This is a genomic window from Pseudomonas sp. 3-2 (assembly GCF_019710535.1).
Lineage (GTDB): Bacteria > Pseudomonadota > Gammaproteobacteria > Pseudomonadales > Pseudomonadaceae > Aquipseudomonas > Aquipseudomonas pharyngis.
Window position 1 is genome coordinate 1321446 of record NZ_CP081200.1, and the last position, 25568, is coordinate 1347013.

General features: G+C 60.3%; 30 protein-coding genes. 28 read left to right on the forward strand and 2 right to left on the reverse strand.

The window, feature by feature from the left end; genetic code table 11:
* Positions 1-36: 36 nt before the first annotated feature.
* The 6 genes from ispF to rpoS all read left to right on the forward strand — a co-directional run bounded on the left by ispF (position 37) and on the right by rpoS (position 5186).
* On the forward strand, positions 37-510 hold the full coding sequence (gene ispF, locus K3819_RS05825; protein WP_085612298.1) for a 2-C-methyl-D-erythritol 2,4-cyclodiphosphate synthase: 474 nt from the start codon (positions 37-39) through the stop codon (positions 508-510).
* Entirely contained in the window at positions 507-1565 is a 1059-nt protein-coding gene (gene truD / locus K3819_RS05830) for a tRNA pseudouridine(13) synthase TruD (RefSeq protein ID WP_011332702.1), read from the forward strand. The genes ispF and truD overlap by 4 nt, the downstream gene beginning before the upstream one ends.
* Positions 1553-2302, forward strand: coding sequence for a 5'/3'-nucleotidase SurE (gene surE / locus K3819_RS05835; RefSeq protein ID WP_221398815.1), 750 nt, complete (start codon positions 1553-1555; stop codon positions 2300-2302). Before truD ends, surE begins: the two co-directional genes overlap by 13 nt.
* Positions 2303-2343: 41 nt before the next feature.
* The gene (locus K3819_RS05840; protein ID WP_170844894.1) at positions 2344-2979 is read left to right on the forward strand and encodes a protein-L-isoaspartate(D-aspartate) O-methyltransferase; all 636 of its coding nucleotides are present in this window, start codon (positions 2344-2346) and stop codon (positions 2977-2979) included.
* Positions 2980-3190: 211 nt separating this feature from the next.
* Entirely contained in the window at positions 3191-4072 is an 882-nt protein-coding gene (locus K3819_RS05845; protein WP_221398816.1) for a peptidoglycan DD-metalloendopeptidase family protein, read from the forward strand.
* Positions 4073-4178: 106 nt separating this feature from the next.
* Positions 4179-5186 (forward strand): RNA polymerase sigma factor RpoS, encoded by a 1008-nt coding sequence (rpoS, locus tag K3819_RS05850; RefSeq protein WP_007954831.1) that lies wholly within the window; start codon positions 4179-4181, stop codon positions 5184-5186.
* Between the two features lie 489 nt (positions 5187-5675).
* Here the strand turns inward: rpoS and fdxA are convergent, their stop codons facing one another.
* The gene (gene fdxA / locus K3819_RS05855) at positions 5676-5999 is read right to left on the reverse strand and encodes a ferredoxin FdxA (protein ID WP_007908827.1); all 324 of its coding nucleotides are present in this window, start codon (positions 5997-5999) and stop codon (positions 5676-5678) included.
* A 163-nt stretch (positions 6000-6162) separates the two neighbouring features.
* Positions 6163-8745 (reverse strand): DNA mismatch repair protein MutS, encoded by a 2583-nt coding sequence (mutS, locus tag K3819_RS05860; RefSeq protein WP_221398817.1) that lies wholly within the window; start codon positions 8743-8745, stop codon positions 6163-6165.
* A 210-nt stretch (positions 8746-8955) separates the two neighbouring features.
* Here mutS and K3819_RS05865 point away from each other — a divergent pair, with 210 nt between their 5' ends.
* From K3819_RS05865 to K3819_RS05970, 22 genes are all read left to right on the forward strand, one after another.
* Positions 8956-9690, forward strand: coding sequence for an XRE family transcriptional regulator (locus K3819_RS05865; protein WP_085612303.1), 735 nt, complete (start codon positions 8956-8958; stop codon positions 9688-9690).
* Between the two features lie 532 nt (positions 9691-10222).
* Positions 10223-10405 carry a Com family DNA-binding transcriptional regulator gene (locus K3819_RS05870; RefSeq protein WP_085612399.1) on the forward strand — a complete coding sequence of 61 codons (183 nt, stop codon included), beginning with the start codon at positions 10223-10225 and terminating at the stop codon, positions 10403-10405.
* Between the two features lie 7 nt (positions 10406-10412).
* Positions 10413-10994, forward strand: a complete 582-nt coding sequence (locus K3819_RS05875; RefSeq protein ID WP_085612304.1) for a DUF642 domain-containing protein — start codon at positions 10413-10415, stop codon at positions 10992-10994.
* Positions 10995-11088: 94 nt separating this feature from the next.
* Positions 11089-11427 (forward strand): phage holin family protein, encoded by a 339-nt coding sequence (locus K3819_RS05880; protein WP_221398818.1) that lies wholly within the window; start codon positions 11089-11091, stop codon positions 11425-11427.
* A 73-nt stretch (positions 11428-11500) separates the two neighbouring features.
* On the forward strand, positions 11501-12022 hold the full coding sequence (locus tag K3819_RS05885) for a hypothetical protein (RefSeq protein WP_221398819.1): 522 nt from the start codon (positions 11501-11503) through the stop codon (positions 12020-12022).
* A gap of 3 nt (positions 12023-12025) precedes the next feature.
* Positions 12026-12634: a phage baseplate assembly protein V gene (locus tag K3819_RS05890; RefSeq protein ID WP_039771230.1), complete on the forward strand. Its 609-nt coding sequence runs from the start codon at positions 12026-12028 to the stop codon at positions 12632-12634.
* 14 nt (positions 12635-12648) lie between these two features.
* Positions 12649-12981: a phage baseplate protein gene (locus K3819_RS05895; RefSeq protein WP_221398820.1), complete on the forward strand. Its 333-nt coding sequence runs from the start codon at positions 12649-12651 to the stop codon at positions 12979-12981.
* Positions 12978-13973, forward strand: a complete 996-nt coding sequence (locus tag K3819_RS05900) for a baseplate J/gp47 family protein (protein WP_221398821.1) — start codon at positions 12978-12980, stop codon at positions 13971-13973. The genes K3819_RS05895 and K3819_RS05900 overlap by 4 nt, the downstream gene beginning before the upstream one ends.
* On the forward strand, positions 13970-14605 hold the full coding sequence (locus tag K3819_RS05905) for a phage tail protein I (RefSeq protein ID WP_221398822.1): 636 nt from the start codon (positions 13970-13972) through the stop codon (positions 14603-14605). The genes K3819_RS05900 and K3819_RS05905 overlap by 4 nt, the downstream gene beginning before the upstream one ends.
* Positions 14606-16144, forward strand: coding sequence for a phage tail protein (locus tag K3819_RS05910; protein WP_221398823.1), 1539 nt, complete (start codon positions 14606-14608; stop codon positions 16142-16144). It abuts the gene before it with no gap.
* Positions 16145-16146: 2 nt separating this feature from the next.
* Positions 16147-16581 carry a phage tail assembly chaperone gene (locus tag K3819_RS05915; RefSeq protein WP_221398824.1) on the forward strand — a complete coding sequence of 145 codons (435 nt, stop codon included), beginning with the start codon at positions 16147-16149 and terminating at the stop codon, positions 16579-16581.
* A gap of 109 nt (positions 16582-16690) precedes the next feature.
* The gene (locus K3819_RS05920; RefSeq protein WP_221398825.1) at positions 16691-16876 is read left to right on the forward strand and encodes a hypothetical protein; all 186 of its coding nucleotides are present in this window, start codon (positions 16691-16693) and stop codon (positions 16874-16876) included.
* 2 nt (positions 16877-16878) lie between these two features.
* Positions 16879-18045, forward strand: a complete 1167-nt coding sequence (locus tag K3819_RS05925) for a hypothetical protein (RefSeq protein ID WP_064379034.1) — start codon at positions 16879-16881, stop codon at positions 18043-18045.
* Positions 18045-18551, forward strand: a complete 507-nt coding sequence (locus tag K3819_RS05930; RefSeq protein ID WP_011332717.1) for a phage major tail tube protein — start codon at positions 18045-18047, stop codon at positions 18549-18551. Before K3819_RS05925 ends, K3819_RS05930 begins: the two co-directional genes overlap by 1 nt.
* Positions 18552-18667: 116 nt before the next feature.
* On the forward strand, positions 18668-19249 hold the full coding sequence (locus K3819_RS05935; protein WP_085612312.1) for a phage tail assembly protein: 582 nt from the start codon (positions 18668-18670) through the stop codon (positions 19247-19249).
* A gap of 128 nt (positions 19250-19377) precedes the next feature.
* Entirely contained in the window at positions 19378-21573 is a 2196-nt protein-coding gene (locus K3819_RS05940) for a phage tail tape measure protein (RefSeq protein WP_221398826.1), read from the forward strand.
* Positions 21570-21953, forward strand: coding sequence for a phage tail protein (locus K3819_RS05945; RefSeq protein ID WP_221398827.1), 384 nt, complete (start codon positions 21570-21572; stop codon positions 21951-21953). The genes K3819_RS05940 and K3819_RS05945 overlap by 4 nt, the downstream gene beginning before the upstream one ends.
* On the forward strand, positions 21946-22158 hold the full coding sequence (locus K3819_RS05950) for a tail protein X (RefSeq protein WP_007954888.1): 213 nt from the start codon (positions 21946-21948) through the stop codon (positions 22156-22158). Before K3819_RS05945 ends, K3819_RS05950 begins: the two co-directional genes overlap by 8 nt.
* A 9-nt stretch (positions 22159-22167) precedes the next feature.
* On the forward strand, positions 22168-23196 hold the full coding sequence (locus K3819_RS05955) for a phage late control D family protein (RefSeq protein ID WP_221398828.1): 1029 nt from the start codon (positions 22168-22170) through the stop codon (positions 23194-23196).
* A gap of 61 nt (positions 23197-23257) precedes the next feature.
* Positions 23258-23842 (forward strand): hypothetical protein, encoded by a 585-nt coding sequence (locus tag K3819_RS05960; RefSeq protein ID WP_085612316.1) that lies wholly within the window; start codon positions 23258-23260, stop codon positions 23840-23842.
* A complete protein-coding gene (locus K3819_RS05965; protein ID WP_039771254.1) occupies positions 23839-24018 on the forward strand; it encodes a DUF2635 domain-containing protein in 180 nt (59 codons plus the stop codon). The genes K3819_RS05960 and K3819_RS05965 overlap by 4 nt, the downstream gene beginning before the upstream one ends.
* Positions 24018-25514, forward strand: a complete 1497-nt coding sequence (locus tag K3819_RS05970) for a phage tail sheath subtilisin-like domain-containing protein (RefSeq protein ID WP_221398829.1) — start codon at positions 24018-24020, stop codon at positions 25512-25514. Before K3819_RS05965 ends, K3819_RS05970 begins: the two co-directional genes overlap by 1 nt.
* Positions 25515-25568 lie beyond the last annotated feature (54 nt).

Consider the following 25568-nt stretch of genomic DNA (forward strand, 5'->3'; position numbering starts at 1 on the left):
AGAATCACGCCCTGACAAAATTCGGGGCGTTTTTTTATGCGTATTGGCCACGGCTATGATGTGCACCGTTTCGCTGAAGGCGATTTCATTACTCTGGGCGGCGTGCGAATCGCACACCGCTTCGGGCTGCTCGCTCACTCCGACGGTGACGTCCTGCTGCACGCCTTGAGCGACGCCTTGCTCGGCGCGGCGGCGCTGGGTGATATCGGCAAGCATTTCCCGGATACCGACCCGCAATTCAAGGGCGCCGACAGCCGTGTCCTGCTGCGCCATGTGGTCAGTCTGATCCACGCCAAAGGCTGGAAGGTCGGCAACGTCGACAACACCATCGTGGCCCAGGCACCGAAAATGGCCCCCCATATCGAATCGATGCGCGCGCTGATTGCCGCGGATCTGCAAGTAGAACCGGATCAAGTGAACGTGAAAGCCACCACCACCGAGAAGCTCGGCTTCGTCGGTCGCGAAGAAGGCATTGCCGTGCATTCCGTTGCCTTGTTGCTGCGCGCATGAACGAACTGCAACTGCTCGGCCCGCGGGCCTATGGCGATGCCCTCGGCACCGCGGTCCTGAAAGCCATCGCCGAAGATTTCCAGGTCGATGAAGTCCTCGACATTCCGTTCAGCGGTGACGGCGAGCACCTGTGGATCTGGGTCGAGAAGCGCGGCCTGAATACGGAAGAGGCCGCACGCCGTATCGCCAAGGCCGCCGGCGTGCCGCTACGCACGGTGAGTTACGCCGGTCTGAAAGACCGTCAGGCGCTGACCCGCCAGTGGTTCAGCGTGCAATTGCCGGGCAAGGCCGATCCGGATCTGTCGGCGGCGGAAAACGACACGCTGAAAATCCTCAAGACCACTCGCCACAAGCGCAAGCTGCAACGCGGTGCGCATTCGGCCAACGGTTTCACGTTGCGCCTGACCCAGTTCAATGGCGACAAGGCCGCCATCGACGAGCGTCTGCAACTGATCGCCAAACAGGGCATCCCGAATTACTTCGGCGCCCAGCGTTTCGGCCATGACGGTGGCAACGTTGTCGATGCCCGCTCCTGGGCCGCGCGCAAGGCACTGCCGGAGCAGCGCAATGTGCGCTCGCGCCTGCTGTCGACCGCGCGCAGTTTTCTGTTCAATCAGGTGCTCGCAGCACGGGTCGCCGATGGCACCTGGCAGCGTGCCCAGGTCGGCGATCTGCTGGCGTTCACCGATAGCCGCAGCTTTTTCCCGGCCGGTGAAGCCGAGTGCAGTGATCCGCGTCTGGCGATTCTCGACCTGCACCCGACCGGTCCGCAGTGGGGCGAAGGTGACTCGCCGGCGGCCGGGGTTGTCCATGATCTGGAGCAGGGGATTGCCGCACGCGAGGCGGATCTGCGCGATTGGTTGATTAATGCCGGTATGAGCCACGAACGTCGCATCCTGCGGCTGCCCATTGGCGGGTTGACGTGGCATTATCCCGAGCCTGACATTCTGCAACTGGAATTCGTCCTCCCGGCCGGATGCTTCGCCACCGTATTGGTGCGCGAACTCGTTGATCTGGTGCCGGTGGGGCAGACGGACAGCCCATGCGTATTCTGATTTCTAACGACGATGGGGTGACTGCGCCCGGTCTTGCCGCGCTTTATGCTGCGCTGGCGGATTACACCGAGTGCGTGGTTATCGCCCCGGAACAGGACAAGAGCGGTGCCAGCAGTTCGCTGACACTCGACCGTCCATTGCACCCGCAATACCTGGCCAACGGCTTTATCAGCCTCAATGGTACGCCGACCGACTGCGTTCATCTGGGGCTCAACGGTTTGCTTGAACGTGAGCCGGACATGGTGGTGTCGGGGATCAACCTGGGCGCCAACCTGGGTGATGACGTGCTGTATTCCGGGACCGTGGCAGCCGCCCTCGAGGGCCGCTTTCTCGAGCGCCCGTCGTTTGCCTTCTCGCTGGTTTCGCGGCAGGTCGACAACCTGCCCACGGCCGCCTACTTTGCGCACAAACTGGTCGAAGCCCATGCCGGGCTCGATCTGCCTCCGCGCACGGTATTGAACGTGAATATTCCGAATCTGCCGATCGATCACATTCGTGGCATTCAACTGACCCGTCTCGGCCATCGCGCCCGTGCGGCGGCGCCGATGAAAGTCGTGGACCCGCGCGGCAAGGCCGGTTACTGGATCGCTGCGGCAGGGAACGCGGAAGACGGCGGGCCGGGCACCGATTTCCACGCGGTGATGCAGGGTTACGTATCCATCACTCCGTTGCAGCTCGATCGCACCTTCAATGATGCCTTCAGAGGTCTCGACGGCTGGCTGGAGGGGCTCAATTAATGGCTCGTGAACAAGACGACAGGCTGCGCAGCGGCATCGGGATGACGTCCCAGCGAACCCGTGAGCGCCTGATCCAGCGTCTGTATGAAGAGGGCGTTTCCAACGCCAGCGTGCTGGAAGTGATCCGTCGCACCCCGCGGCACCTGTTCGTCGATGAAGCGCTGGCGCACCGGGCCTATGAGGACACCGCGCTGCCGATCGGCAACAACCAGACCATTTCCCAGCCTTATATGGTGGCGCGCATGAGCGAGCTGCTGCTGGAAGCCGGGCCGCTGGATAAGGTGCTGGAGATCGGCACCGGTTCCGGTTACCAGACGGCGGTGCTGTCGCAACTGGTCGAGCGGGTGTTCTCGGTGGAGCGCATCAAGGTGCTGCAGGATCGGGCCAAGGAGCGCCTGGTCGAGCTCAACCTGCGCAATGTGGTGTTTCGCTGGGGCGATGGCTGGGAAGGCTGGCCGGCGCTGGCGCCGTATAACGGCATCATCGTCACGGCGGTGGCGACCGATGTGCCTCAGGCTCTGCTTGATCAACTGGCACCAGGCGGGCGGATGGTGATCCCGGTCGGCTCCGGTGAAGTGCAGCAATTGATGCTGATCGTGCGCGAAGAAAACGGCTTCTCCCGACACGTTCTCGGGGCGGTGCGTTTCGTGCCATTGCTCAATGGGCCGCTGGCCTGAGCATTTGTTCAAGGCTGCTGAATTCCTGTCGAGCGTGCCTGTCTTACAGCGGCAGCGAGTGTTTAAACAGGACGGATCGTCTACAAGCAAACGTGTGCGCCGAGCGATAGCGCTTCTATAAAGGTAAAGCCGGTTGCGCCCGTTATACTTGCGAAGTTTCATGCCGGAATCGGTATTCCACATTTTTCAGCCACCACAAAGGGAGCGGCGGGTGAGTCTCACAGTCATTGCGCAGCGTATGGGTAACACGAGCTTTCAGCGCCTGGTGACTGGCCTTGTCTTGAGCACCTTGCTGGTCGGTTGCTCCAGCACAAAATCGAACAACGTTCGGGTCGTCGATCGCAACAATACGGTGGCCCAGCGTCCGGTCGTGACGACCGGGCAGTATGTAGTCCGTCCGGGCGATACCCTGTTTTCCATCGCTTTTCGCTACGGCTGGGACTACAAAGCCCTCGCCGCCCGGAACAATATTCCTACGCCATACACGATACATCCGGGTCAGACGATTCGCTTCGACGGCCGTACCGGTTCAACGTCGACGGCGGTCGTCAGCAACTCCGGTTCTTCAGCGTCTTCGTCCAGCAAAACCACGGTTATCCGGCGCCAGGCAAATGGCACGACAACCACCACAACCACGGGTTCCGGCGCGGCTTCAACGACGGTTGTACCGTCCGTCGCCAACAAGCAAACACCTGCTCCACTGCCTCCACCGGGCCCGGCCCCGACCGGCTGGGGATGGCCATCTAATGGCATTCTCATTGGAAAATTCTCTTCAAACGGTAGTTTGAATAAAGGAATTGATATCGCCGGAGATTTGGGACAGCCTGTTTTAGCTGCGTCTGATGGGACGGTGGTATACGCCGGGAGTGGCTTAAGGGGCTACGGCGAATTGGTCATCATCAAACACAGCGAAACCTACGTCAGTGCTTACGGACACAACCGTCGGCTGTTGGTACGGGAGGGGCAGCAGGTCAAGGTCGGACAGACAATTGCCGAAATGGGGTCAACGGGTACAGACCGGGTGAAACTGCATTTTGAGATTCGCCGACAAGGTAAACCTGTAGATCCGCTGCAGTTCCTGCCAAGACGTTGATTTGCAGACCAGCCTGTTCCGTCACGTAGAGGGGACAGGCTCCAGCGTTGCCAAGGATAAAGGCGTCGCTTGAGCTTGGGGTCGAACTCACCAAAGGACTATAACAATGGCTCTCAGTAAAGAAGTGCCGGAGTTTGACATCGACGATGAGGTTCTCCTGATGGAGACCGGCATCGATTCGGATTCGATGTCGAATGATGAAGGGGCTGCTCCACCTTCCGTTCGTGCCAAATCCAAACACTCCGCTTCACTTAAACAACATAAGTACATCGATTACACTCGGGCACTTGATGCCACGCAGCTGTACCTCAACGAAATCGGCTTTTCCCCTCTGCTCTCCCCGGAAGAAGAAGTTCATTTTGCGCGCTTGTCGCAAAGTGGCGATCCTGCCGGGCGCAAGCGCATGATTGAAAGTAACCTGCGGCTGGTGGTCAAAATCGCCCGGCGTTACGTCAATCGGGGGCTGTCGCTGCTGGATCTGATCGAAGAGGGCAACCTCGGATTGATCCGCGCGGTGGAAAAGTTCGATCCCGAGCGCGGCTTCCGCTTCTCGACCTACGCGACCTGGTGGATCCGTCAGACCATCGAACGCGCAATCATGAATCAGACCCGGACCATCCGGTTGCCGATCCATGTAGTCAAGGAGCTCAACGTGTACCTGCGGGCTGCACGGGAGCTGACGCAAAAGCTCGACCACGAACCTTCACCCGAAGAAATTGCCAACCTGCTGGAAAAACCGGTGGGCGAGGTCAAGCGCATGCTGGGCCTGAACGAGCGGGTTTCTTCGGTCGACGTCTCGCTGGGTCCGGATTCGGATAAAACCCTGCTCGACACCCTGACGGATGACCGTCCGACCGATCCGTGCGAACTGCTGCAGGATGACGACCTTTCGCAGAGCATCGATCAATGGCTCTCGGAACTGACCGACAAGCAACGCGAAGTGGTGGTACGCCGCTTCGGCCTGCGCGGTCACGAGAGCAGCACGCTGGAGGATGTAGGCCTGGAGATCGGCCTGACCCGGGAACGGGTGAGACAGATCCAGGTGGAAGGCCTCAAACGCCTTCGGGAAATTCTCGAGAAAAACGGCCTGTCGAGCGAGTCGCTGTTTCAATAAGCCGCCCGCCTGACCGCTATGCAGAAAGCCCCGACTGGTTCGGGGCTTTTTGTTTGTGTGCTGAAAGCGGCAGGTACTCCCACCTTGTAGGTTTGCGCTGTAAGCCTTTGCTGACTGTATCGTAAGTGTTCGTTATTTTTACACTGCTGCCGAAGGCGATTGCGTTCATCGATGATTAGTAAAATATTGATTTATATGGTTATTTTTTAATGTTAAGGGCTTATGACAACAGGTTCATGCGCTGAGAGCCGGTTGCCCCCTGCGGGGAACTCGCTAGTATCTGGGTTGTGTCGACGGATAGACACGCCCTTCAAGGAAGAGGGGAATGGACATCGCAGGACGCGATTCATCAGGACGATGAAAAGGAACACAGGGAATAGGGAAAAAATGTGGGCGGGTCAAACCGCCCCTTTTTTTGCCTGAAGAAAAGCCAAACCCGCAAAAACAAAAAGGCCCGCGAGGGGCCTTTTCATTCGAACGCGGGACAGATCAGCGTTCGAGGTCTTTGATCTTGCCTTTGACGCCATCCCACTCTTCGGCATCCGGCAGCGATTCTTTCTTCTCGGTAATGTTCGGCCAGATTTCGGCCAGCTCGACGTTCAGCTGAATGAATTCCTGCATTTCTTCCGGAACTTCGTCCTCGGAGAAAATGGCCACGGCCGGGCATTCCGGTTCGCACAGGGCGCAGTCGATGCACTCATCCGGGTGAATCACCAGGAAGTTCGGGCCTTCGTAAAAGCAGTCCACCGGACAGACTTCTACGCAGTCGGTGTACTTGCACTTGATGCAGTTGTCGGTGACGACGAAGGTCATTTCTAATTTTCTCCTCAGGCGGCGGCAGCGTTGCCCCTTCACGGTTGGGGTCGCCAGGTTCGGGAGCGATGTCTGCCAGCCAGGCTATTAGCCAGCAGCATCCCGAACCGCGCGAGATTCTAACAGCTTGAAGCCGTTTGCGTTATATCCGGTTCGTCGGTGCTTAGATCCGGTTCTTTAGTGCATAGAGCATTTCGAGTGCACGACGCGGTGTGACGTCATCCAGATCGAGCTTAGCCAACTCATCCAGCACCGGATGCGGGAGGCTGGCAAACATGTCGCTCTGCTGCGGTGTCGCCGGTTTGCCCTTGACGGCCGGTTTTGGCGCCTCATGCGGCAGCGCGGTATCTTCCAGGCGGCTCAAGTGCTCACGAGCACGTACGATCACTTCGCTTGGCACACCGGCCAACTGTGCGACCGCGAGGCCGTAACTCTGGCTTGCCGGCCCCGGCAACACGTGGTGCAGGAACACAATGCGTTCGTTGTGCTCGGTGGCGTTGAGGTGCACGTTGGCCACCAGCGGTTCGGCTTCCGGCAACACAGTCAGTTCGAAATAGTGTGTCGCGAACAGAGTATAGGCCCGCAATTGCGCCAGACGCTCAGCCGCTGCCCAGGCCAGGGACAGGCCGTCGAAGGTGCTGGTGCCGCGACCAACTTCGTCCATCAGTACCAGGCTGCGCTCGGTAGCGTTATGCAGAATGTTCGCGGTCTCACTCATTTCCACCATGAAGGTCGAACGCCCACCGGCGAGGTCATCGCTGGAACCGATCCGGGTAAAGATCCGGTCCACCAGCGACAGTTCGCAACTCGCTGCCGGCACAAAACTGCCGATATGTGCCAACAGCACGATCAGTGCAGTCTGGCGCATATAGGTGGATTTACCGCCCATGTTCGGGCCGGTGATCACCAGCATGCGGGTGTTGTCATCCAAGCTCAGGTCGTTGGCCACGAACGGCGTGGTCAGCACTTGCTCGACCACCGGGTGACGGCCCTGGGTGATACGCATGCACGGTTCGCTGACGAACGTCGGGCAATTCAGGTCGAGATTCAGCGCACGTTCGGCGAGGTTGCTCAGCACGTCCAGTTCGGCGAGAGCCGAGGCGGTGTCCTGCAATGGGGGCAACTGGCTGATCAGATCTTCCAGCAATGCTTCATAAAGCATCTTCTCGCGGGCCAGGGCACGGCTCTTGGCCGACAGTGCCTTGTCTTCGAACTCTTTCAGCTCTGGCGTGATGAAGCGCTCGGCACCTTTGAGGGTCTGACGGCGAATGTAATCTGCGGGCGCCGACTCGGCCTGTTTGCTCGGCAGTTCGATGAAGTAACCGTGGATGCGGTTGTAGCCGACTTTCAGGTTGGCGAGGCCGGTGCGGGCCTTTTCCCGGGCTTCCAGATCGATCAGGAACTGGCCGGCGTTTTCGCTCAGCGACTGCAGCTCGTCGAGCTCGCTGTCGTAACCGGTTTTCAGCACGCCGCCGTCGCGGATCACCGCCGGCGGGTTGTCGATGATGGCTTTTTCCAGCAGCGCGGCCAGTTCCGGGTACGTGCTGGTGGTGGTCGCCAGGCGTTGCAGGTGCGGCGCTTCCAGGTCAGCCATTGCCACTTGCAGTTCAGGCAACGCGCCGAGTGCATCACGTAGGCGGGCGAGGTCGCGAGGGCGGGCATTGCGCAGGCCGATCCGCGCCAGAATCCGCTCGATGTCGCCGATTTCCTTGAGCTGCGGTTGCAGGTTTTCAAAGCGATAGCGGTCGAGCAGGCAAGTGATCGAGGTCTGACGCGCCAGCAACACGGTCAGGTCGCGCAGCGGACGGTTGAGCCAACGTGTCAGCAAACGGCTGCCCATGGCGGTCTGGCAACGGTCGACCACCGATTGCAGGGTGTTGTCGCGGCCACCGGCCAGGTTGGTGTCGAGCTCCAGGTTACGGCGGCTGGCGCCGTCCAGCACCACGGTGTCGTCCAGCCGTTCATGACGCAGGCTGCGCAGATGGGGCAGGGCGGTGCGCTGGGTTTCCTTGGCATACGCCAGCAGGCAACCGGCGGCGCCGATCGCCAGGGTCAGGGTTTCGCAACCGAAGCCTTTGAGGTCCTGGGTGGAGAATTGCTGGCAGAGACTTTTCAGCGCCGAATCACGCTCGAAATCCCACGGCGCGCGGCGACGAACGCCACGGCGTTTTTCCGCCGGCAGATCCTTCGGCCAGTCATCCGGGATCAGCAACTCGACCGGGTTGACCCGCTCCAGCTCCGCCAGCAGGTTTTCCCAGCCCTTGATCTCCAGCACGGTGAAGTTGCCGCTGGTGATGTCCAGCACCGCCAGGCCGAACAGGCGCTCGTCGCCCAGCACCGCCGCGATCAGGTTATCGCGACGCTCATCCAGCAACGCCTCGTCGCTGACCGTACCGGGGGTAATGATTCGCACCACTTGGCGCTCCACCGGCCCCTTGCTGGTGGCTGGATCACCGACCTGCTCGCAGATCACCACCGACTCGCCGAGCTTGACCAGTTTCGCCAGGTAGCCTTCCGCCGCGTGATACGGAATCCCGCACATCGGAATCGCCTGACCCGCCGACTGCCCGCGCGCGGTCAGGGTGATGTCCAGCAACTTGGCTGCCTTCTTCGCGTCTTCGTAGAAGATCTCGTAGAAGTCGCCCATGCGGTAGAACATCAGCTGGTCCGGGTGCTGATTTTTCAGGCGCCAGTACTGCTGCATCATCGGAGTGTGGGAGGACAGGTCGGAGACGGCTTTATTCATCGGATTGTCAGGTAACTCGTTGGAAGGTGTGGGGCAAAAGCGCGGCAGTGGCCGGGCTTTTCCGCGATGGGCGCAAGGTTACCATGGGCGGTCTGTCGGACGCAGGCATCGCGGCCGGGTGACAGCTATATGGCGCAAAAAGCTCGACTATGCACGATTTATGCAAATCAGCATTTGTCTTCGCGAAAAACTTCAAGCACTATGCGCGTTATGCAAAAACGCAACGTATCTACCGTCTTAAGAGCACTGCTCGACCAGCACGGGATCTCCCCCACGGAGCTTCACCGTCGCACCGGCGTGCCTCAATCCACGCTCTCGCGGATTCTCAGCGGGAAGATCGTCGATCCTTCGGATAAACACATCTCGAAGATCGCCGAGTACTTTGCCGTGAGCACCGATCAGTTGCGCGGGCGCGCGGATGTTGCGCCCGCCAGCAACGGCGGACGCGACGAGTTGCATTCCGAACTCAAGGACATAAGCCTGTGGGACGACGACACCCCCGTCGATGACGACGAGGTGTCGGTACCCTTTCTTCGCGAGGTTGAATTGGCTGCTGGATCAGGAAGATTCGTCATCGAAGAGAGCGAGCGCTCGAGCCTGCGCTTCGGCAAGCGCAGCCTGCGCCATAACGGTGTGCAGTTCGATCAGGCCAAATGCGTGACGGTACGGGGCAACAGCATGTTGCCGGTGCTGCGCGACGGTGCCACGGTTGGGGTCAACGCGGGAAAATGCGGGATTGGCGACATCATTGATGGCGACCTTTATGCGATCAACCACAACGGTCAACTGCGGGTGAAGCAGCTTTATCGCCTGCCCACCGGTATCCGCCTGCGCAGCTTCAATCGCGATGAGCATCCGGACGAGGACTACAGCTTCCAGGACATGCAGGAAGAGCAGATCGTCATCCTCGGTCACGTCTTCTGGTGGGGCATGTACGCCCGGTAACCTGATTCCTTTCTGACAAAACCCGCCTCGGCGGGTTTTTTTTCGCCTGTAGAAAACCGGCCAATCCTTGAATGGCGGGGCTTTCATGCATTCGCGCATTTCCAGTGCATAAATAAATGCATTTGCGCATTGACTGTATATGCATCCATGCATATTCTTGCCACCAAGCCGCTCGACAAAGCGGCTGGCAACAACAGCTCTTTAGTTCCACAAGAACAGGCAGCGATGAACCGGCCTCAACGGTTCAGAGGGTTGGCAACTGACCCGGGTGTGCAGCGTAAAGCACCAGAAGCAGTTATCCGGCGGGCAGGGACCGCGGTCGGAAAAACAATTTGAATGGACTCGTACCGCGCCAGTAGCGCCGAAAAGTCAGCTTCCTTCACGTACACAGGATTGAAGGAAGGCGAAGGAGCGCATTACTGAAAAGCCCGGCGAAATGCCGGGCTTTTTGGAATGCCTGCCTGACGCAGGCCGCTTCAACGGAGCTTCACGACATAAACCCAGTCAGGCGGAGAATCAAAAGGACTTGCAGATGTTGAAAGAATGCCGCTGTGGCCATTGCAAACGACTGCTCGCCCGGGTGGGTGAGTACACAGAACTCCAGATCAAATGTTCCCGCTGCGGAACATTGAATCATGTGAAGGCCGCGAGCCTCGAGCGATCGCCTGTGAGCGACATGAGCACATCAAGTGCACAAGACTATCCGACTCTATAGGTAAAAAATGAAATCGATCAAAACTCATCTGGGTTCGATGCTGTTGTCCCTGACGCTGCTGGCTGCCAGCGGTTCCGCCTTTGCGGCCGAACTGGTTGTCAATGGAAGCTTTGAAACTCCTGGCTGCGCTAACGACTGCATCTTGAATACACCCGCTCAGGCTGACTTCATCAACGGCTGGACAACGTTCCTGTCCGGTGTCGAGTACATTAATGTCCGCGCCGCCATCGGCAGTTCGGTTGCTGCGGACGGCGCAATGGCCGTTGATCTTGCCAACTATGTTTACGAAAACGGCGGCGGAATTCAGCAAAACATCAACACCGTCGTGGGCGCAAAGTATCGCCTGACTTTCAGCGCCGGTAACTCGAAGTATGTGAATCGCACCGGCAATGGTGTCATCAACGTCAAGGTAGCCGGACAAACCACAAGCTTCGACACGCCTGTGGCGATAGGTGATGCAACCGTATGGGAAACAAGAACCCTGGACTTCACCGCCACTACTTCGCAAACGACCCTGAGCTTCTGGAACGAGCAGAATCCCAATGCTCATTTCGCGTTCATTGACAAGGTCAGCGTAGTACCTCTTTAAGGGATAGCCGGCGGGCACTCCTTGAGTGCCTGCTTTCAGAGACATCGTTTGAGATCAAAATACATCACACATCAAACTTTCAAGGAGGCGTGACATGACAAGCGAGCAACAAGCGTTGGCAGACATGCCGATCTGGCTGGTCATCCTCCTTGCCGTCGTGGGCGGGGTGTCCGGCGAAATGTGGCGCGCCGACAAGGAGGGCGCCCGTGGCTGGTCACTGCTGCGGCGCCTGGCCCTGCGTTCCGGCGCCTGCATGATCTGCGGCGTCTCGGCGATCATGCTGCTGTACGCCGCCGGCATGTCGATCTGGGCTGCCGGGGCATTTGGTTGCCTGACGGCAATGGCCGGTGCCGACGTCGCTATCGGCCTTTACGAACGTTGGGCTGCCAAGCGTATCGGCGTCTGCGAAGTTCCTCCGCGCGACCCGCAGTAACCCCTTCACTTTCCTGTCTCGCTGCACGCCGTGCGGCGGGACTTCGCGTGGACATCAGAAAAGGAGGTCAAGCATGCCCACACCGATCCAGCAGCCTTCGCAGCTGTTCACGGCGATGGCGACAGCCTTGCGCAACAGCTCCGAGCTGAACGTGCAGGTCGGCAATCACGATGACTTCACGGCCCCCGGCGACAAGGCCTGGGTGTTGATCGACATCGAGCGAAATGCACCGGGAGAGCGCGCCGCCAATGGGCGCATTGCCCATGTGCTGACGCTGTCGTTGCAAGTCATTCCGGCGCTGTCCGCCACGGCATTTGCCGCCTGTGATCTGATCGCCGCGCTGAAGAACCTGATCACCGACAACCGCTGGGGCTTGCCCGGCGATCAATGCGATCTGCCGATGAACATCGATGGAATGCCGTCATTGCTCGTCCGCGCCGATCAGCCGAGCAAAGCCTGGACGCTGTCGTTCAACCAGACCCTTTACCTGGGCCCGACCTTGCTCGACGACCCGCTCGGTACACCGAAATTCGCCCGCACCTGGGAAGTCAGCGACATCGACGATCCCGACCAATACACCTCGCTGGAGGCCTGATCGATGTTCGACGCGTTACTGCGAATGCAGCTGGGCCCGATCATTGAACGCCTGGCGGAAATGGAAGCGGAGATCGAAGACCTGCACCGGCGTGCCGAAAGTTATTGCCGCATCGGCATCTGTCAGGAAGTCGATGCCGCCAGTAACACCTGCAGAGTCAGCCACGGCGGATTGCTGACACCCGCCATCAAGTTCTTCAACCCCAGCGCCGGCGCGCAGAGCGAGTCGCGAATCCCGACGGTGGGCGAACAGTGTCTGCTGTTCAACTACGGCAGCGGTGAAAGCGGCGCGCAAAGTGTGGCGCTGTTCGGGCTTAACAGTGACCGTTTTCCACCGACCTCGACGGTGCCGACGTTGACCCGTCGCGTCCATCAGGACGGCAGCGAAAGCGGCTACGACGACGCCACGCACACGCTGCATTGGCAAAACGGTCCGGCAGCCTTCAACGGCTCCCGCGAGTCGCTTGAGCTGAGCATCGGCCCGGCACGGCTGGCGATGACTCCGCAAGCGATCAACCTGCAACTGGGCGCGGTCGGCCTGACCATCGACGCCTCGGGCGTGCACTTCAGCGGCCCGCTGGTGGATCACCAGGGCCGCGTTATCAGCCCCTGAATCAAGAGCTTCCCATGATCGGAATCGATAGAGACAGCGGGGCCACGGTCGACGACTGGCTGCAATTCGTGCAGCGCGCGACCCGGGCCCTGACCACGCCGCTGGGCACCCGGCAAAAACGGCCCTTGTACGGTTCGCTGATCCCCACGCTGCTGGGGCAGAACCTGGGCGACGACGTCCTGTTGCTCGCCCAGAGCCACGCGGCCCAGGCGTTCTACAACCCGCAAAACGGCATCGGCGATTTCCAGCCCGGCGTGATCGTCGCCACCCGACAGGGCGCCGGTTTGCTGCTGCGGTTTGCCGGTACCTGGAAAAACCGCCAACAGACTTTCGAGGTCGTGACATGAGCATGTTGATCCCCGGCCAGAACCAGTTGGCCGAACCCTCCTTGATCAAGGTCGATGCCTTCGAGGATCTGCTCGCCGAGTTCAAGACCTTCGTGGTCGAGTACGTCGGCGCACGTTCGCCGCAGAGCGCGGAAAAGCTCAAGACCAGCCTGGAAAACGAAAGCGAACTGCTGACCCTGGCTCTGGAGGCCTTTTGCGTTCGCCTGCAAACCCACGAACGCAAATACAACGCCCGCATCAAGCAGATGCTGGCGTGGTGGGCCACCGGCAGCAACCTTGATGCGCGGTTGGCGGACATGGGCCTGGAGCGACAGTTGCTCGATCCGGGCGACCCGGCGGCATTCCCGCCGGTACCGGCGATTTACGAGAGCGACGATGACGCCCGGCTGCGCTATTACCTGGCGCCCCATGCGCCGGCGGCGGGTTCGCGGATGCAGTATCGCCGTGAGGTGTTCACCCTCGGCGAGCGGCCGACGGTGAAAGTCGAATCCACCGATGCCGGTGTGGTGAACGTCACGTACACCTTCGACCCGGACGGCCTCGCCGCACAGGTCAAGGACGGTAACGGTCGCCGCACGGCGCCTGGTGAAGTGCAAGTCACCGTGCTTGCCCGCGAGGGCGACGGTACACCGTCCCCGACATTGCTCGACGGCGTGCGCCGACACTTTTCCCGGCCCGATGTCTGTCCGGAGACCGACAAGGTCACGGTCAAAGGCGCCGAGATTCAGCGCTACACAATCCGCGTCGTCGCGAAGATCAATTCCGGCCCGGATTCGGGCCTGACCAAGGTCGCCGCGCAGCAACACTTGCAGGCCTACGCCGACAGCTGCCATCGCCTGGAGGGCCGGGTCGACCCGAGCTGGATCGACTACACACTGCACAGCGCCGGCGCCGTGCAATTGCAGATTCTTGAACCGCTGACGCCCATCGTCTGCAGCGCGTTTCAAGCGCCGTACTGCACGGCGGTCGAGGTCGAGGTGCAGACGCTATGACCGATCAGACACCGCGTCCGACCCTGCTGCCAGCCAACAGCTCGGCGCTGGAACGGGCACTCGACATCGGCTTCGGCGCATTGCTTGATCGCGTTGCGCCGCCGTTTCCCGAACTGATGAACCCGAGTTCGACACCCGTCGCTTTCCTGCCGTATCTCGCGGCAGATCGTGGTGTTGCCGAATGGAGCACCGACGCACCGGAAGCGGAAAAGCGCCTGACCGTCGAACTGGCCTGGCCCACCGCGCGCCAGGCCGGCACCCGCAAGGCGCTGGAGAATGCCGCCAAGGGTTTGCAGCTCAGGCCGGAAATCCGCGCCTGGTACGAACAGACCCCGCCCGGCGAGCCTTACAGCTTCACCGTACGCGCCTTCAGCGAACAACCCTACAGCGAAGAAATCGACGCCCGTCTCGACCGACGCCTGGCTGATGCCAAGAGCGAGCGGGACGTGCTGTCGGTGTCGGTAGGGCTTAGCGCCTTCGGCAATCACGTCATCGGCGCCGCGACCTTCTGCGGTGAGTTGACCACGGTCTATCCGGTGTTCATCGAAGGGCTCGAGACATCCGGCGAGGCCTTCATGGCGGCTGCGCTGTACACCGTCGAAACATCCACTATTTATCCTCAGGGGGCCTGAATGGCTGACTATTACACCCTGCTCACCAACGCAGGGATTGCCTACGAAACGGCGTGCAAGGCCGCGGGCCTGCCGATCAAGCTGACGCAGATTTCCGTCGGCGATGGCGGCGGCGCGGTCTACAACCCGGCCGCGACGGCTACTGCGCTGAAACGCGAAGTCTGGCGCGGACCGCTCAACGCGCTGTTCCAGGACGAGAAAAATCCGAGCTGGCTGCTCGCCGAAGTGACCATCCCGCCGGACGTCGGTGGCTGGTACGTGCGTGAAGCCGGTCTGTGGACCGACACCGGGATTCTCTACGCCATCGTCAAATACCCGGAGTCGTTCAAACCGGTGCTGGCCACGTCCGGCTCGGGCAAAGAGTTCTACATCCGCTCGATTTTCGAGACCAGCAATGCCTCGCTGGTGACGCTGCTGATCGATGACACGGTGGTCAAGGCGACCCGTGCGTGGGTGACAGGGTATGTAGCGGATGAGCTAGCGAAGCTTGATACCAAGCAGTCTGTACGTGTTGCCACTACCAGCAATATCGCGCTGAAAGCTTCACAAACTATTGATGGTGTTGCGGTCGTTGCGGGAGACAGGGTGCTGGTAAAAAACCAGACATCAGCGAAAGACAATGGACTGTACGTTGTTGCAAATGAATTCTGGGTTCGCACAAAAGATTCCGACTCAAATCTCAAAGTAACGGCAGGCCTGACCGTATCTGTTGAGCAGGGTACCACTCAAGCCGACACGATCTGGCAGCTTATTACCGACGCCCCTGTGCTCCTCGGCACTACTGCTTTGGTGTTTCAAAACATCACCTTCGGCTTTGCACCGCTCAGTTCTCCGATATTTTCCGGTAGCCCGACAGCGCCAACAGCTAACGTTTTTAGCAATGATGATGCTCTGGCAACTACGAAGTTTGTCCAACGAGCGCTGGGTAATTACGCCGGCCAGACAAACTATGACTCCAGCACCCAGTTAACCGTTGCCGATGTCGGGAAACTGTCGATCTTTACCACAGCAGGTTCGACGGCGACGCTCCCCGATTGGAACAGCGTGCCTCCGGGGGGCTTGGTACATCTGACAAGCACCGGGGGGCTAACTGTCAAAACCCGAGCAGGGGAAACCTTCGGAGCTGTAAACACAACCAATTTGACGAGCGTTGTGCTTCAACCAGGCAATTTTGCGGTTTTCCGGCGGTTGTTGCTGGGGCCCGGCTGGAGTCTGGATTCCGGTGATGCTGCGCTGAAATATTCGCCGATGTTTTCCACCAACGGGGCAGTAACCGGATATATGAAACATCCGGGTGGGGCCATAGAGCAGTGGGGACAAGGCACTACTGATGCATCAGGAAATGTCTACATCACCTATCCGCTTGCTTTCCCCAGTGGCATGCGCGCAATCAATTGCACTCATTCGGGTTCATTAGCACTTATGAGTTGCATCGTTTTTGGCTCCGATGAGAAGACCAGATGCACGCTTCGCATTCAGAACGGAAGTAACACTACTATGCCCGGTTGGGTCATTTACTGGCGAGCAATAGGGATCTGAATATGACTGACACTATTTACTTCAGTCCTTCTACGTGTGGCGCCTATCTCCCAAGCGTGCACGAGACAGGCATTCCTGACGATGTCGTTGTCGTTCCGCTGGGGGAATGGGAGTCGTTGCTGGATGAATTAGCGAAAAGTCCCAAGAAAATCGGCGCAGGACCGGATGGCCAGCCGATTCTGGTTGACCCTGCTCCAGTCGATTTCACGACTCTCGAAGCGAACGAAATCGGGTGGCGTAACGTCCGACTGTCAACCACCGACGGTTTAGTCGCAAGGCACCGAGATGAGGTGGAGAGCAGCTCTGCAACCACACTCACTGCTGCACAGTATTCGGCACTGCAAGACTATCGCCGGCAGTTGCGAGATTGGCCGCAAGATGATGATTTCCCTTTGCGCGAATACCGACCTCAAGCCCCCGTCTGGTTGTTGGAATAGACCCGATAAACGCCGTCTCCGGGGGCATTTTCTTTCCCCCACAAAAACACTCAACACCCGCCAAAGCCCCTCCCTTTGAGGGGCTTTCCCGTTTATGGAGAAACGAAAAATGGCAACCCGCCAAACCTACACCGTGCTCGTTCCATTCCCCACCGGCGGTGGGCACTGGTCGAGCGTCGGCCAGGAACTCGAGCTGCTCGATGTCGAGGCCAGTGCCCTGCACAGCGCCGGTCGACTGGAGCTGAAAACATCTACCACCAAGGCCGTGAAGGCCGCTGCCAAGAAGGCTGACTGACTATGGCTGAGGTTCTGAACTTCGAGCACAACGGCATTACCGTCAATGCCACCGAATCCCCCGAGGCCATGGGTGGCCTGGGTGACAACGTCATCGGTCTGGTCGGCACCGCGCCGAAAGCCGATCCGCTGATTCCGCGTAACGCACCGTTTCGCATCAACAGTTTCACCACCCACGCGCTGCTCGATCCGACAGGTTCGGAAGAGGGCACCCTGTACCACGCGGTTTACCAGATCCTCAAAGTGGTCAAGGTGCCGGTCTACGTGGTGATCGTCGAAGCGGGCGCGACCCCGGCTGACACCGTCAACGCGGTAATCGGCGGTGTTGAGCCAGCCACCGGTCGCAAGCTCGGTCTGGCGGCACTGGGCAGCGTCCCGGAAGACCTGACCATCATCGGCGCACCGGGTTTCACTGGCACTAAAGCGGTGGCCAGCGAGTTCGCCTCGTTCGGCAAGCGCATCAAGGCCCGTGTGGTGCTGGACGGCAAGGACGTCTCGGTCGCCGATCAGGTGCTGTACAGCCAGGAACTGGGCGGCGCTGACCTCGGTTTCGACCGTTGCCTGGTGGTGCACAACATGCCCGCCGTGTACTCGAAAGCCGCGAAGAAAAACGTGTTCCTCGCGCCATCCAGTCTGGCGATTGCCGCGCTGGCCAAGGTCAAGCAATGGGAAAGCCCGGGCAACCAGGTGACCTACGCCGAAGACGTGTCGCGGGTCGTTGAGTACAACATCCTCGACACCTCCACCGAAGGCGATCTGCTCAACCGCTACGGCGTCAGCTATTACGCCCGCACCATCCTTGGCGGCTTCTCGCTGCTGGGCAACCGCTCGATTACCGGCAAGTTCATCAGCTACGTCGGTCTGGAAGACGCCATCAGCCGCAAGCTGGTGAAGGCCGGCCAGAAAGCCATGGCGAAGAACCTGACCAAGTCGTTCATGGATCAGGAAGTCAAACGCATCAACGACTGGCTGCAAACCCTGGTCGCCGACGAAACCATTCCCGGCGGCAGCGTGTACCTGCACCCGGAACTCAACAGCGTCGAGAAGTACAAGAACGGCACCTGGTACGTGGTCATCGACTACGGCCGCTACGCGCCGAACGAACACATGGTTTATCAACTCAACGCCCGCGATGAAATCATCGAGCAGTTCCTGGAGGACGTTCTCTAATGTTTACCAACCGCGTAAGACAGGCCATCGCGGCCACCCTGCAAGGTCTGCCGTTGTCGGCGACTGTTGAGGAATTCACTCCGCCGAAGATCGACTTCGACATGGAAAGCATGACGGGCGGGCGCTTCATCGTTGAGGAAATGGCCAAGAGCGCCAAGGCGCTGAATGCCACGCTCAAGCTGCAAGGCACTGGCGCTGAAGTGCTGCTGGCGATGGGCGTGAAACTGGGCGACGACATTCTGCTGAACGTGCGTGAAGCCGGTCAGGATCAGGACGGCAACACCTGGTTCACCTATCACACCATCGGCGGCAAGCTCAAAACCATGGGGGAGGAAGCAATCAAAATGGGTGGCAAAGCCCTGACGACTCTTGAGTTCTCCTGCCGCACCTACAACCGCCTGGAAAACGGCATTCCGGTGATCGACATCGACGTGCGCACCCAGAAGTTCGTGCTCAACGGCGTCGACATTCTCGGTGATGCCCGGCGTGCGGTGCTGATGCCGTAACGCTGTAAGCAAACCAGGCACTCGCCCCTGTGGGAGCAAGCCCGCTCCCACATTGGGCCAGTGTGACTGGCCGATGTTTAGCAACACCCCCTCAAGAATCACCAAGGAATTCATACATGTCGTGGATGCCACCCAAGCATGATCTGTTGTCGCCGATCACCGGTGACGACGGCTCGCAGATCGAATCGATCCAGCTCAAGCCGCTGTTCTACGCCGCCCAAAAAGAGGCGCTGGAACGCGCAGGCGACGATGAGGACGACCAGTTCTTCGAACTGGCGCTGCTGGCCACCGGCTTGTCGGTCAAGGAACTCGACCAGCTCAAGCGTCCGGACTACGTGACCATCGCGCAGTACGTGCACGAGATGTCGACCCGTCCGGCGTCGTACTTTCTCGAACAGGTCGAAGACGCGGAACAGTCCGACGATCCCGATCAGGTGCAACTGCTGTTGCCGCTCGCCGTCACCGGCCGCACCGTGACTTCGCTGAGCCTGGAAATGCCGGCGCTGCGGGCCACCAAAGTGATGAAGAAACTGAAAACGGCCAAGGAACGCGCCGAGTTCATCACCGCCCATTGCACCGGCCTGATGATCCCCGATCTGGCCCTGTTGAGCGTGCCGGACTGGACGCAATTGCAGGTGCGCATCGACGATTTTTTAAACCAGCCGGCGGCCTTCTTTCAGAACGCGACATCGAAGTAATCCTCGATATCGTGCCGCTCATTTACCCGGTAAGTGAGGCGGAGATTCTGGAGTGGGACGCCGAAAAGGCGTTGCGCCGCTACGACATAGCGATCACTCGCCTTGGCGTGAAACAGGAGTAGAGCGGCATGGCAGAGAGCAAGATTTCGCTCATGAATGCCGGCGACAGCGCCGGCGCAGGATTTGGCAGTATCACTCTGAGCATGGCTGCGCTCGCAGGTGCTGGGCAAACCGCGTTGGATCAGACCAGCGACCTGCGCCAGGCACTGCTGACGGCCAGCGGAAAAATCGTGCTGCTGACTTCGGCAATCGATGCATTGAGCGTGACCCTGTCCGCCTTGCGTGGGTTGCCACAGGCTGCGAGTGCCGGAGCGAAGAGTGAGTCATCCGGCGGGCATAAAACACCGGAAAAATCCTCCGGGGGCGCTGAGCCTCCCGAGACGCGCAAGGCCGCGATGGCCATGGATTCGGCGGCGGCCACGCTTGCGAGTGTGGCGCAGCTCTCCCGCGATGACGGGAAAGACATGGCACTCACGAGCTTGAAAATGGCCAGTGCCACCCTGGTGGCTGCCGGAGGCACTACCGGGGTCGAGCTGGTCAGGATTGAAACGCTGGCGGCCAAGGCGGGAATCGGCAACGAAGCGGTAAACGCCGAGGCGAAGAAACTCGAGTTGCTGAACTTTGCCAGCGATGCGGCGATCACCGCATCGGCATTCAAGGTTACAGGGCTGGAAGCCGGCGAAATGTTGAAGGTCTGGCGCACCTCGATGAAGCTCTCGCGTGATCAAGCCCTTGATCTGGCGGACGCGGCCAACCATCTCGGCAAAATGCCCGGCGATGTGCAGACCGCGGACATCGGTTCTGTCTTGCAGCAGTCGGGCGAGGCGGCAATCAGCGCAGGCTTGCAACCGGAACAGGCTGCGGCATTGACGGCAGCGTTGCTCAACAGCGGCACGAAAAAAGACGATGCCGGCAATGCGCTGAAGAACATTTCCAGTGCGCTGGGCAAGGGCGATCAAGCCTCCATGGCCGAGAAAGGTGCCTGGAAGCAGTTGGGCCTGGATCCCAAGGCAGTGGCCGAAGCCATGCGTGATCCTGACAAACAGAATGCCCAAGGCGCTGTTTTGTCGGTGCTTGCGGCCTTGAATACCAGACCGGTGGAGCAGCGCTCGACATTGGCCCGGACATTGTTCGCGGACAGTGGAGACGCCGCGTTGTCGCTGTCTCAGGACCTCGGCAAGGTGAACGAAGCCTTTTACCTGGTCAGCGACAAAAGCCGATACGCGACATCGAAGCTGGGTGATAAAAGCTCGGTGAAAGAGTCTGCACTGGCACTTGCCAACACTCAGCAGGGGCAGTGGAACATCAAGAATGCCCGTGAGGAACGTTTGGCGGTCGCCAAAGGCAATGCACTGGCGCCGGATATCGAAACGCCCGGTGAGAGCCATTCAATAGACAGGCTGAGCGATCTGGCCGAAACCTACCCGAAAACCACGGGTGCAGTTCTGACCGCGACGGCCTGGATCAAACCGGTGTTCGACGCCGTGACCGATGCGGTGGTCGGTGAGCTGAAAGACCGGGGAGGCAAATGGATCGTTGATAAAGCTGCCAGTTCCCTTCCCGGTCGTTCAAAGCTCGGCTTGTCTGCAGCAACCTCTGCGACGGCCGTGGCTGAAACTCAGGGCCTGGCTCTGGCCGGTCGCAGTGCCAGTGCTGGCAACGGTCTGAAAATACTCGAACAGACTGCAAGGGTTGCTACACCGCGGCTGGAGCCTGTGCTTGCATCGGTGCAGCCGGCCTCGCGCTGGATGCCTTGGCAGGCGAAGGCGGCGATTGGTGCTTCGGCTGTCGCCGCAGGTATTGCCAGCGGTGACAAACAGCAGATCGCGCAAGGTCTCGGTGCCGCTGGTGGCGCCTGGGCTGGTGCGGTCGCCGGCAGCTCGATCGGCGCCTCCATCGGCAGTGTGGGACTGGCGCCGGGCATGGCACTCGGCGGTCTGATTGGTGGACTGGTCGGGGGATGGCTGGGCGCTGAGGGAGGAGGCTTTTTAGGTGAGAAGCTCATGTCCAGCGCGCCGGACAAACTCGCCCCGCCGGCCGAAGTCGCCAAAGATCTGGCGGGCGCACAGACGCAGAACCAGCAAGTTTCCTTCGCTCCGACGATCCAGGTCACCTGTCCTGCACCCGACACGGCTCAGCAAATTCATTCGATTATCGAACAACAGCTGTCCGGCCAGTTCCACGGACCTTTCATGTCGCTGCTGACCACCAACCCCTTGGGCACGCGCCGCGATGCAGCCCTGACTGACGGAGCCGGTACATGAAACAACAAATGGCACTGGGCAGTTTCATCTTCGGCCTGTCCCGGAATTTTGCGTACAGCACGCTGGCGCGAAAGTCCGATGGTGGCTGGACGGAACTGCCGATCCTGACCAGCAAACCCAAATCCCATCAGAGCGGGCAGAAACCTGAAACCCTGACCATCTCCGGCACCTCGATGTACGCCGTGGGGATGGAACGGCTCGATGAACTGCGTGCGCTGCAAGCACTGCGTGCACCGTTGCCGTTGATTGACGGCATCGGCCGCAACTGGGGTTTGTGGCGGATCAACAGCATCGACGAAAACCAGAGCGAGGTCATCGATGACGGCACCGCGATGGTAATCAAGTGGGTCATCGGATTGTCGGAGTTCAACAATGCGTAAGGTACGAAGCGTGGCCGGTGATTCGGTGAATCTTTTGCTGTACCGCGAAACCGGTCGCAGCGATGACAGCGCCGAAGAAGCCCTCTGGACACTCAACCCGACCCTGGCCGAGCACGGCCCGATTCTGCCGGCAGGTGTCTGGGTGACGCTGCCGGAGCTCGACTCGAAACCGGCTGCAATCAAACCGGTTCTGGCCTGGGATTAAGGAGGCTGCATGGCACAGGGATTTACGCCGGCGATCGACATCTACGGCGCCAACGCGGCTCTGCTCAACCAGCGCCTGATCAGTTGGGAACACATCGATGCCGCTGGAATGGAGTCCGATCAACTGACGCTGGTGCTCGACCTGGAAGGCCTCGAAGGCTTGCCGACCCTAGGCGGCACCATCGGCCTGCGGGTGGGCTATCTGGAGACCGGACTGGTCGAAAAGGGCCAGTTCAAGGTCACTCGACTGACGCCGACGCTGTTCCCGCTGCGCCTGACACTGGTCGCGACCGCCGCGCCATTCAGCGGCAAGGACGACACTGGATTCAAGGAAAGGCGCACGGCCAGTCATGGCCCCACGACGCTTGGCGGGCTGTTTCGCAAACTGGTTGAGCGGCACGGTTTCTCGCCGCGCGTGGATCCCGAACTGGCGCTGATCAGGATCGCTCATGTCGACCAGTCGAACGAAACCGACATGAGCTTCATCACACGTCTGGCGAAAAAGTACGACGCGGTGGCCAAACCGTTCAACGACCTTTACGTACTGGCGAAACCGGCACAGCTCAAAAACCTGTCGGGCCAGGTGATACCGGACGTCAGGCTGTCGGTGACCCACAACAATCGGCCGGGCGATCACGCCTTCATCAGCGCCACGCTGGAAGAGACTGCCCGCACCCAGAATCAGGGTTGCAAAACCTCATTCTGGGACGGTGCTCTCGGCAAGCTGCGGGAGGTGATCACCGGTTCCGAACCCTACAAGGTCATCCGCCAGAAACTGGCCAGCGAAGAAGAAGCCAAAACCATCGGCGAAGCCGAAGTGCGCAAGATGCTGCGCGAGAAATACAAGCTGAAGGTCACCTGCCCGGGCGATCCACTGCTGGCAGCCGAAGGTCTGCTGGTACTCGACGATACCTGGCCGGACTTCATGCGCGGTCGCTGGTCGATTGAAAAGGTCACGGCCAGCGGCAAGCGCGAGGAAAGCTATCGCTGCCTGATCGAAGCGACCGGCCGGGATCCCGAGGCAAAAGCCAAGGACTGATCCCCCGGTCTCACCGCCACACGCATCACTGTGGCCACTCCCACATCCTGGAACGCTCCCCATGAAGATCTCTCCGATCCTCACGCAGCTGCGTGCGCAATGCCCAAGCCTTGCCGGCCATATCGCGACAGGTGTCGACCTGGCGCTGTTGCAAGGTGACCCGAATCTGCCGATGCCCTCGGCCCATGTTTTACCGCTGGCCGACGTAGCCAGCGCCAGCACCGCACAGAACTCCTACAGCCAACCGATCCGCGACCGCCTTGAAATCATCCTGGCACTTGATGCCACGGACGCCACAAAAGCGCTGGATCTGTTGCACGACCTGCGCGCCGAACTGTGGCGTGCACTGGTGGGTTTCAAACCCGATTCCAACTACAGCGCCATCGTTTACGACGGCGGCGAAACGGTCTCGATCAACAGCAGCCGTGCGTTCTACCGGCTGCGCTTTTTTGCCGAGTTCCAGCTGGGCCGCAATCTGCCAAGTCAGCCTGCGGAGAGTTGGCACGAACGCGAACTGGACGGTTTGTCGTCCTTTACCGGGGCCACCGTGCGGGTCGATGCGATCGACCCGGCCGACCCCAACCTGAAACGCCCGGGCCCTGACGGGCGCGTGGAAATGACTTTCTCTGGAGACGTAACCCCATGAGCAACCGCATCACCGTAGTGCCGGCCCCTGGCCGTGCCGTGCCGGACCCGGAAGCCGGCGACCTGCTGCCACTGGAAGGCCGTGAAGTGCTGGACAGCGCCTGGTGGCGCCGGCGTCTGGCCGACGGCGATATCACCCTCAAAACCGCAACAGCCAAACAAAAGGGAGCCAAATAATGGCGATCGGATTCAGCAACATTCCTGCGGACATTCGTGTACCGCTGTTCTATGCCGAAATGGACAACTCGGCCGCCAATAGCGCGTCCTCGTCCATGCGCCGCCTGATCGTGGCGCAGGTCAACGACAACATCGCTCCGAGCGAAGTCGGCAAACTGGTGCTGGTCTCCAGCGTGGCGCTGGCCAAGAGCATTGGCGGTCAGGGCTCGATGCTCGCGTCGATGTACGAGACCTTCCGCAAGGCCGACCCGATCGGTGAGATCTGGTGCCTGCCGCTGCACAACGCCACCGGCGCCATCGCCAAAGGCGTGCTGACCCTGACCGGCACCGCGACTCAGGCCGGCGTGCTCAACCTGTATGTCGGTGGCGTCCGCGTCCAGGCCACCGTGGTCAACGGTGCCACCGCTGCCCAGGCGGCCACCGCCCTGGCACAGAAAATCAACGCCACCGCCGATCTGCCGGTGAGCGCTGCGGCCGCCGAAGGCGTCGTCACTCTGAACGCCAAATGGACCGGCGAGAGCGGCAACGACATCAGCCTGCAATTCAATCGCCTGGGCAAGAGCAACGGTGAAGAAACCCCGGCCGGCCTGACTACCGCGATCACCGCCATGACCGGCGGCGTCGGTGTGCCTGACCAGGTTGAAGCGGTTGCTGCACTGGGTGATGAGCCGTTCGAATTCATCGCGCTGCCATGGTCCGACCTGGCCACCCTCAACACCTGGCAAGCGGTGATGGACGACAGCACCGGTCGCTGGTCGTGGGCCAAGCAACTGTTCGGTCACGTCTACAGCGCCAAGCGCGGCACCGTCGGCACGCTGGTGGCAGCCGGTCAGGCACGCAACGACCAGCACATGACCATTCAGGCGCTGGAACCGGGCGTTCCGCAACCGGTGTGGGTACAAGCTGCAGCACTGGCCGCGCGCACTGCGGTGTTCATCTCCGCCGACGCCAGCCGTCCGACCCAGAGCGGCAGCCTGCCGGGCGTCGATCCGGCCCCGACGAGCGAGCGCTTCACCCTGACCGAGCGTCAGTCGCTGCTCAACTACGGCATCGCCACCGCGTACTACGAAGGCGGCTACGTGCGCATCCAGCGCTCGATCACCACCTACCAGAAGAACGCTTACGGCCAGGCCGACAACTCGTACCTGGACAGCGAAACCATGCACCAGTCGGCGTTCATCGTGCGTCGTCTGCAAAGCGTGATCACCAGCAAGTACGGTCGCCACAAACTGGCTTCCGACGGCACCCGTTTCGGCGCCGGCCAGCCGATCGTCACCCCGGCGACCATTCGCGGCGAGCTGATCGCCCAGTACGCCAAGCTCGAACTCGAAGGCCACGTGGAAAACGCCGAGCTGTTCGCCGAGCACCTGATCGTCGAGCGCGACGTGCAGGACCCGAGCCGCGTGAACGTGCTGTTCCCGCCGGATTACATCAACGGTCTGCGCGTGTTCGCACTGCTCAACCAGTTCCGCCTGCAGTACGACGACGTCGCCTGATCGGCCCGTCTGACACTGTGATTTCAGCCCACCTTGCGTGGGCTTTTTATTTGA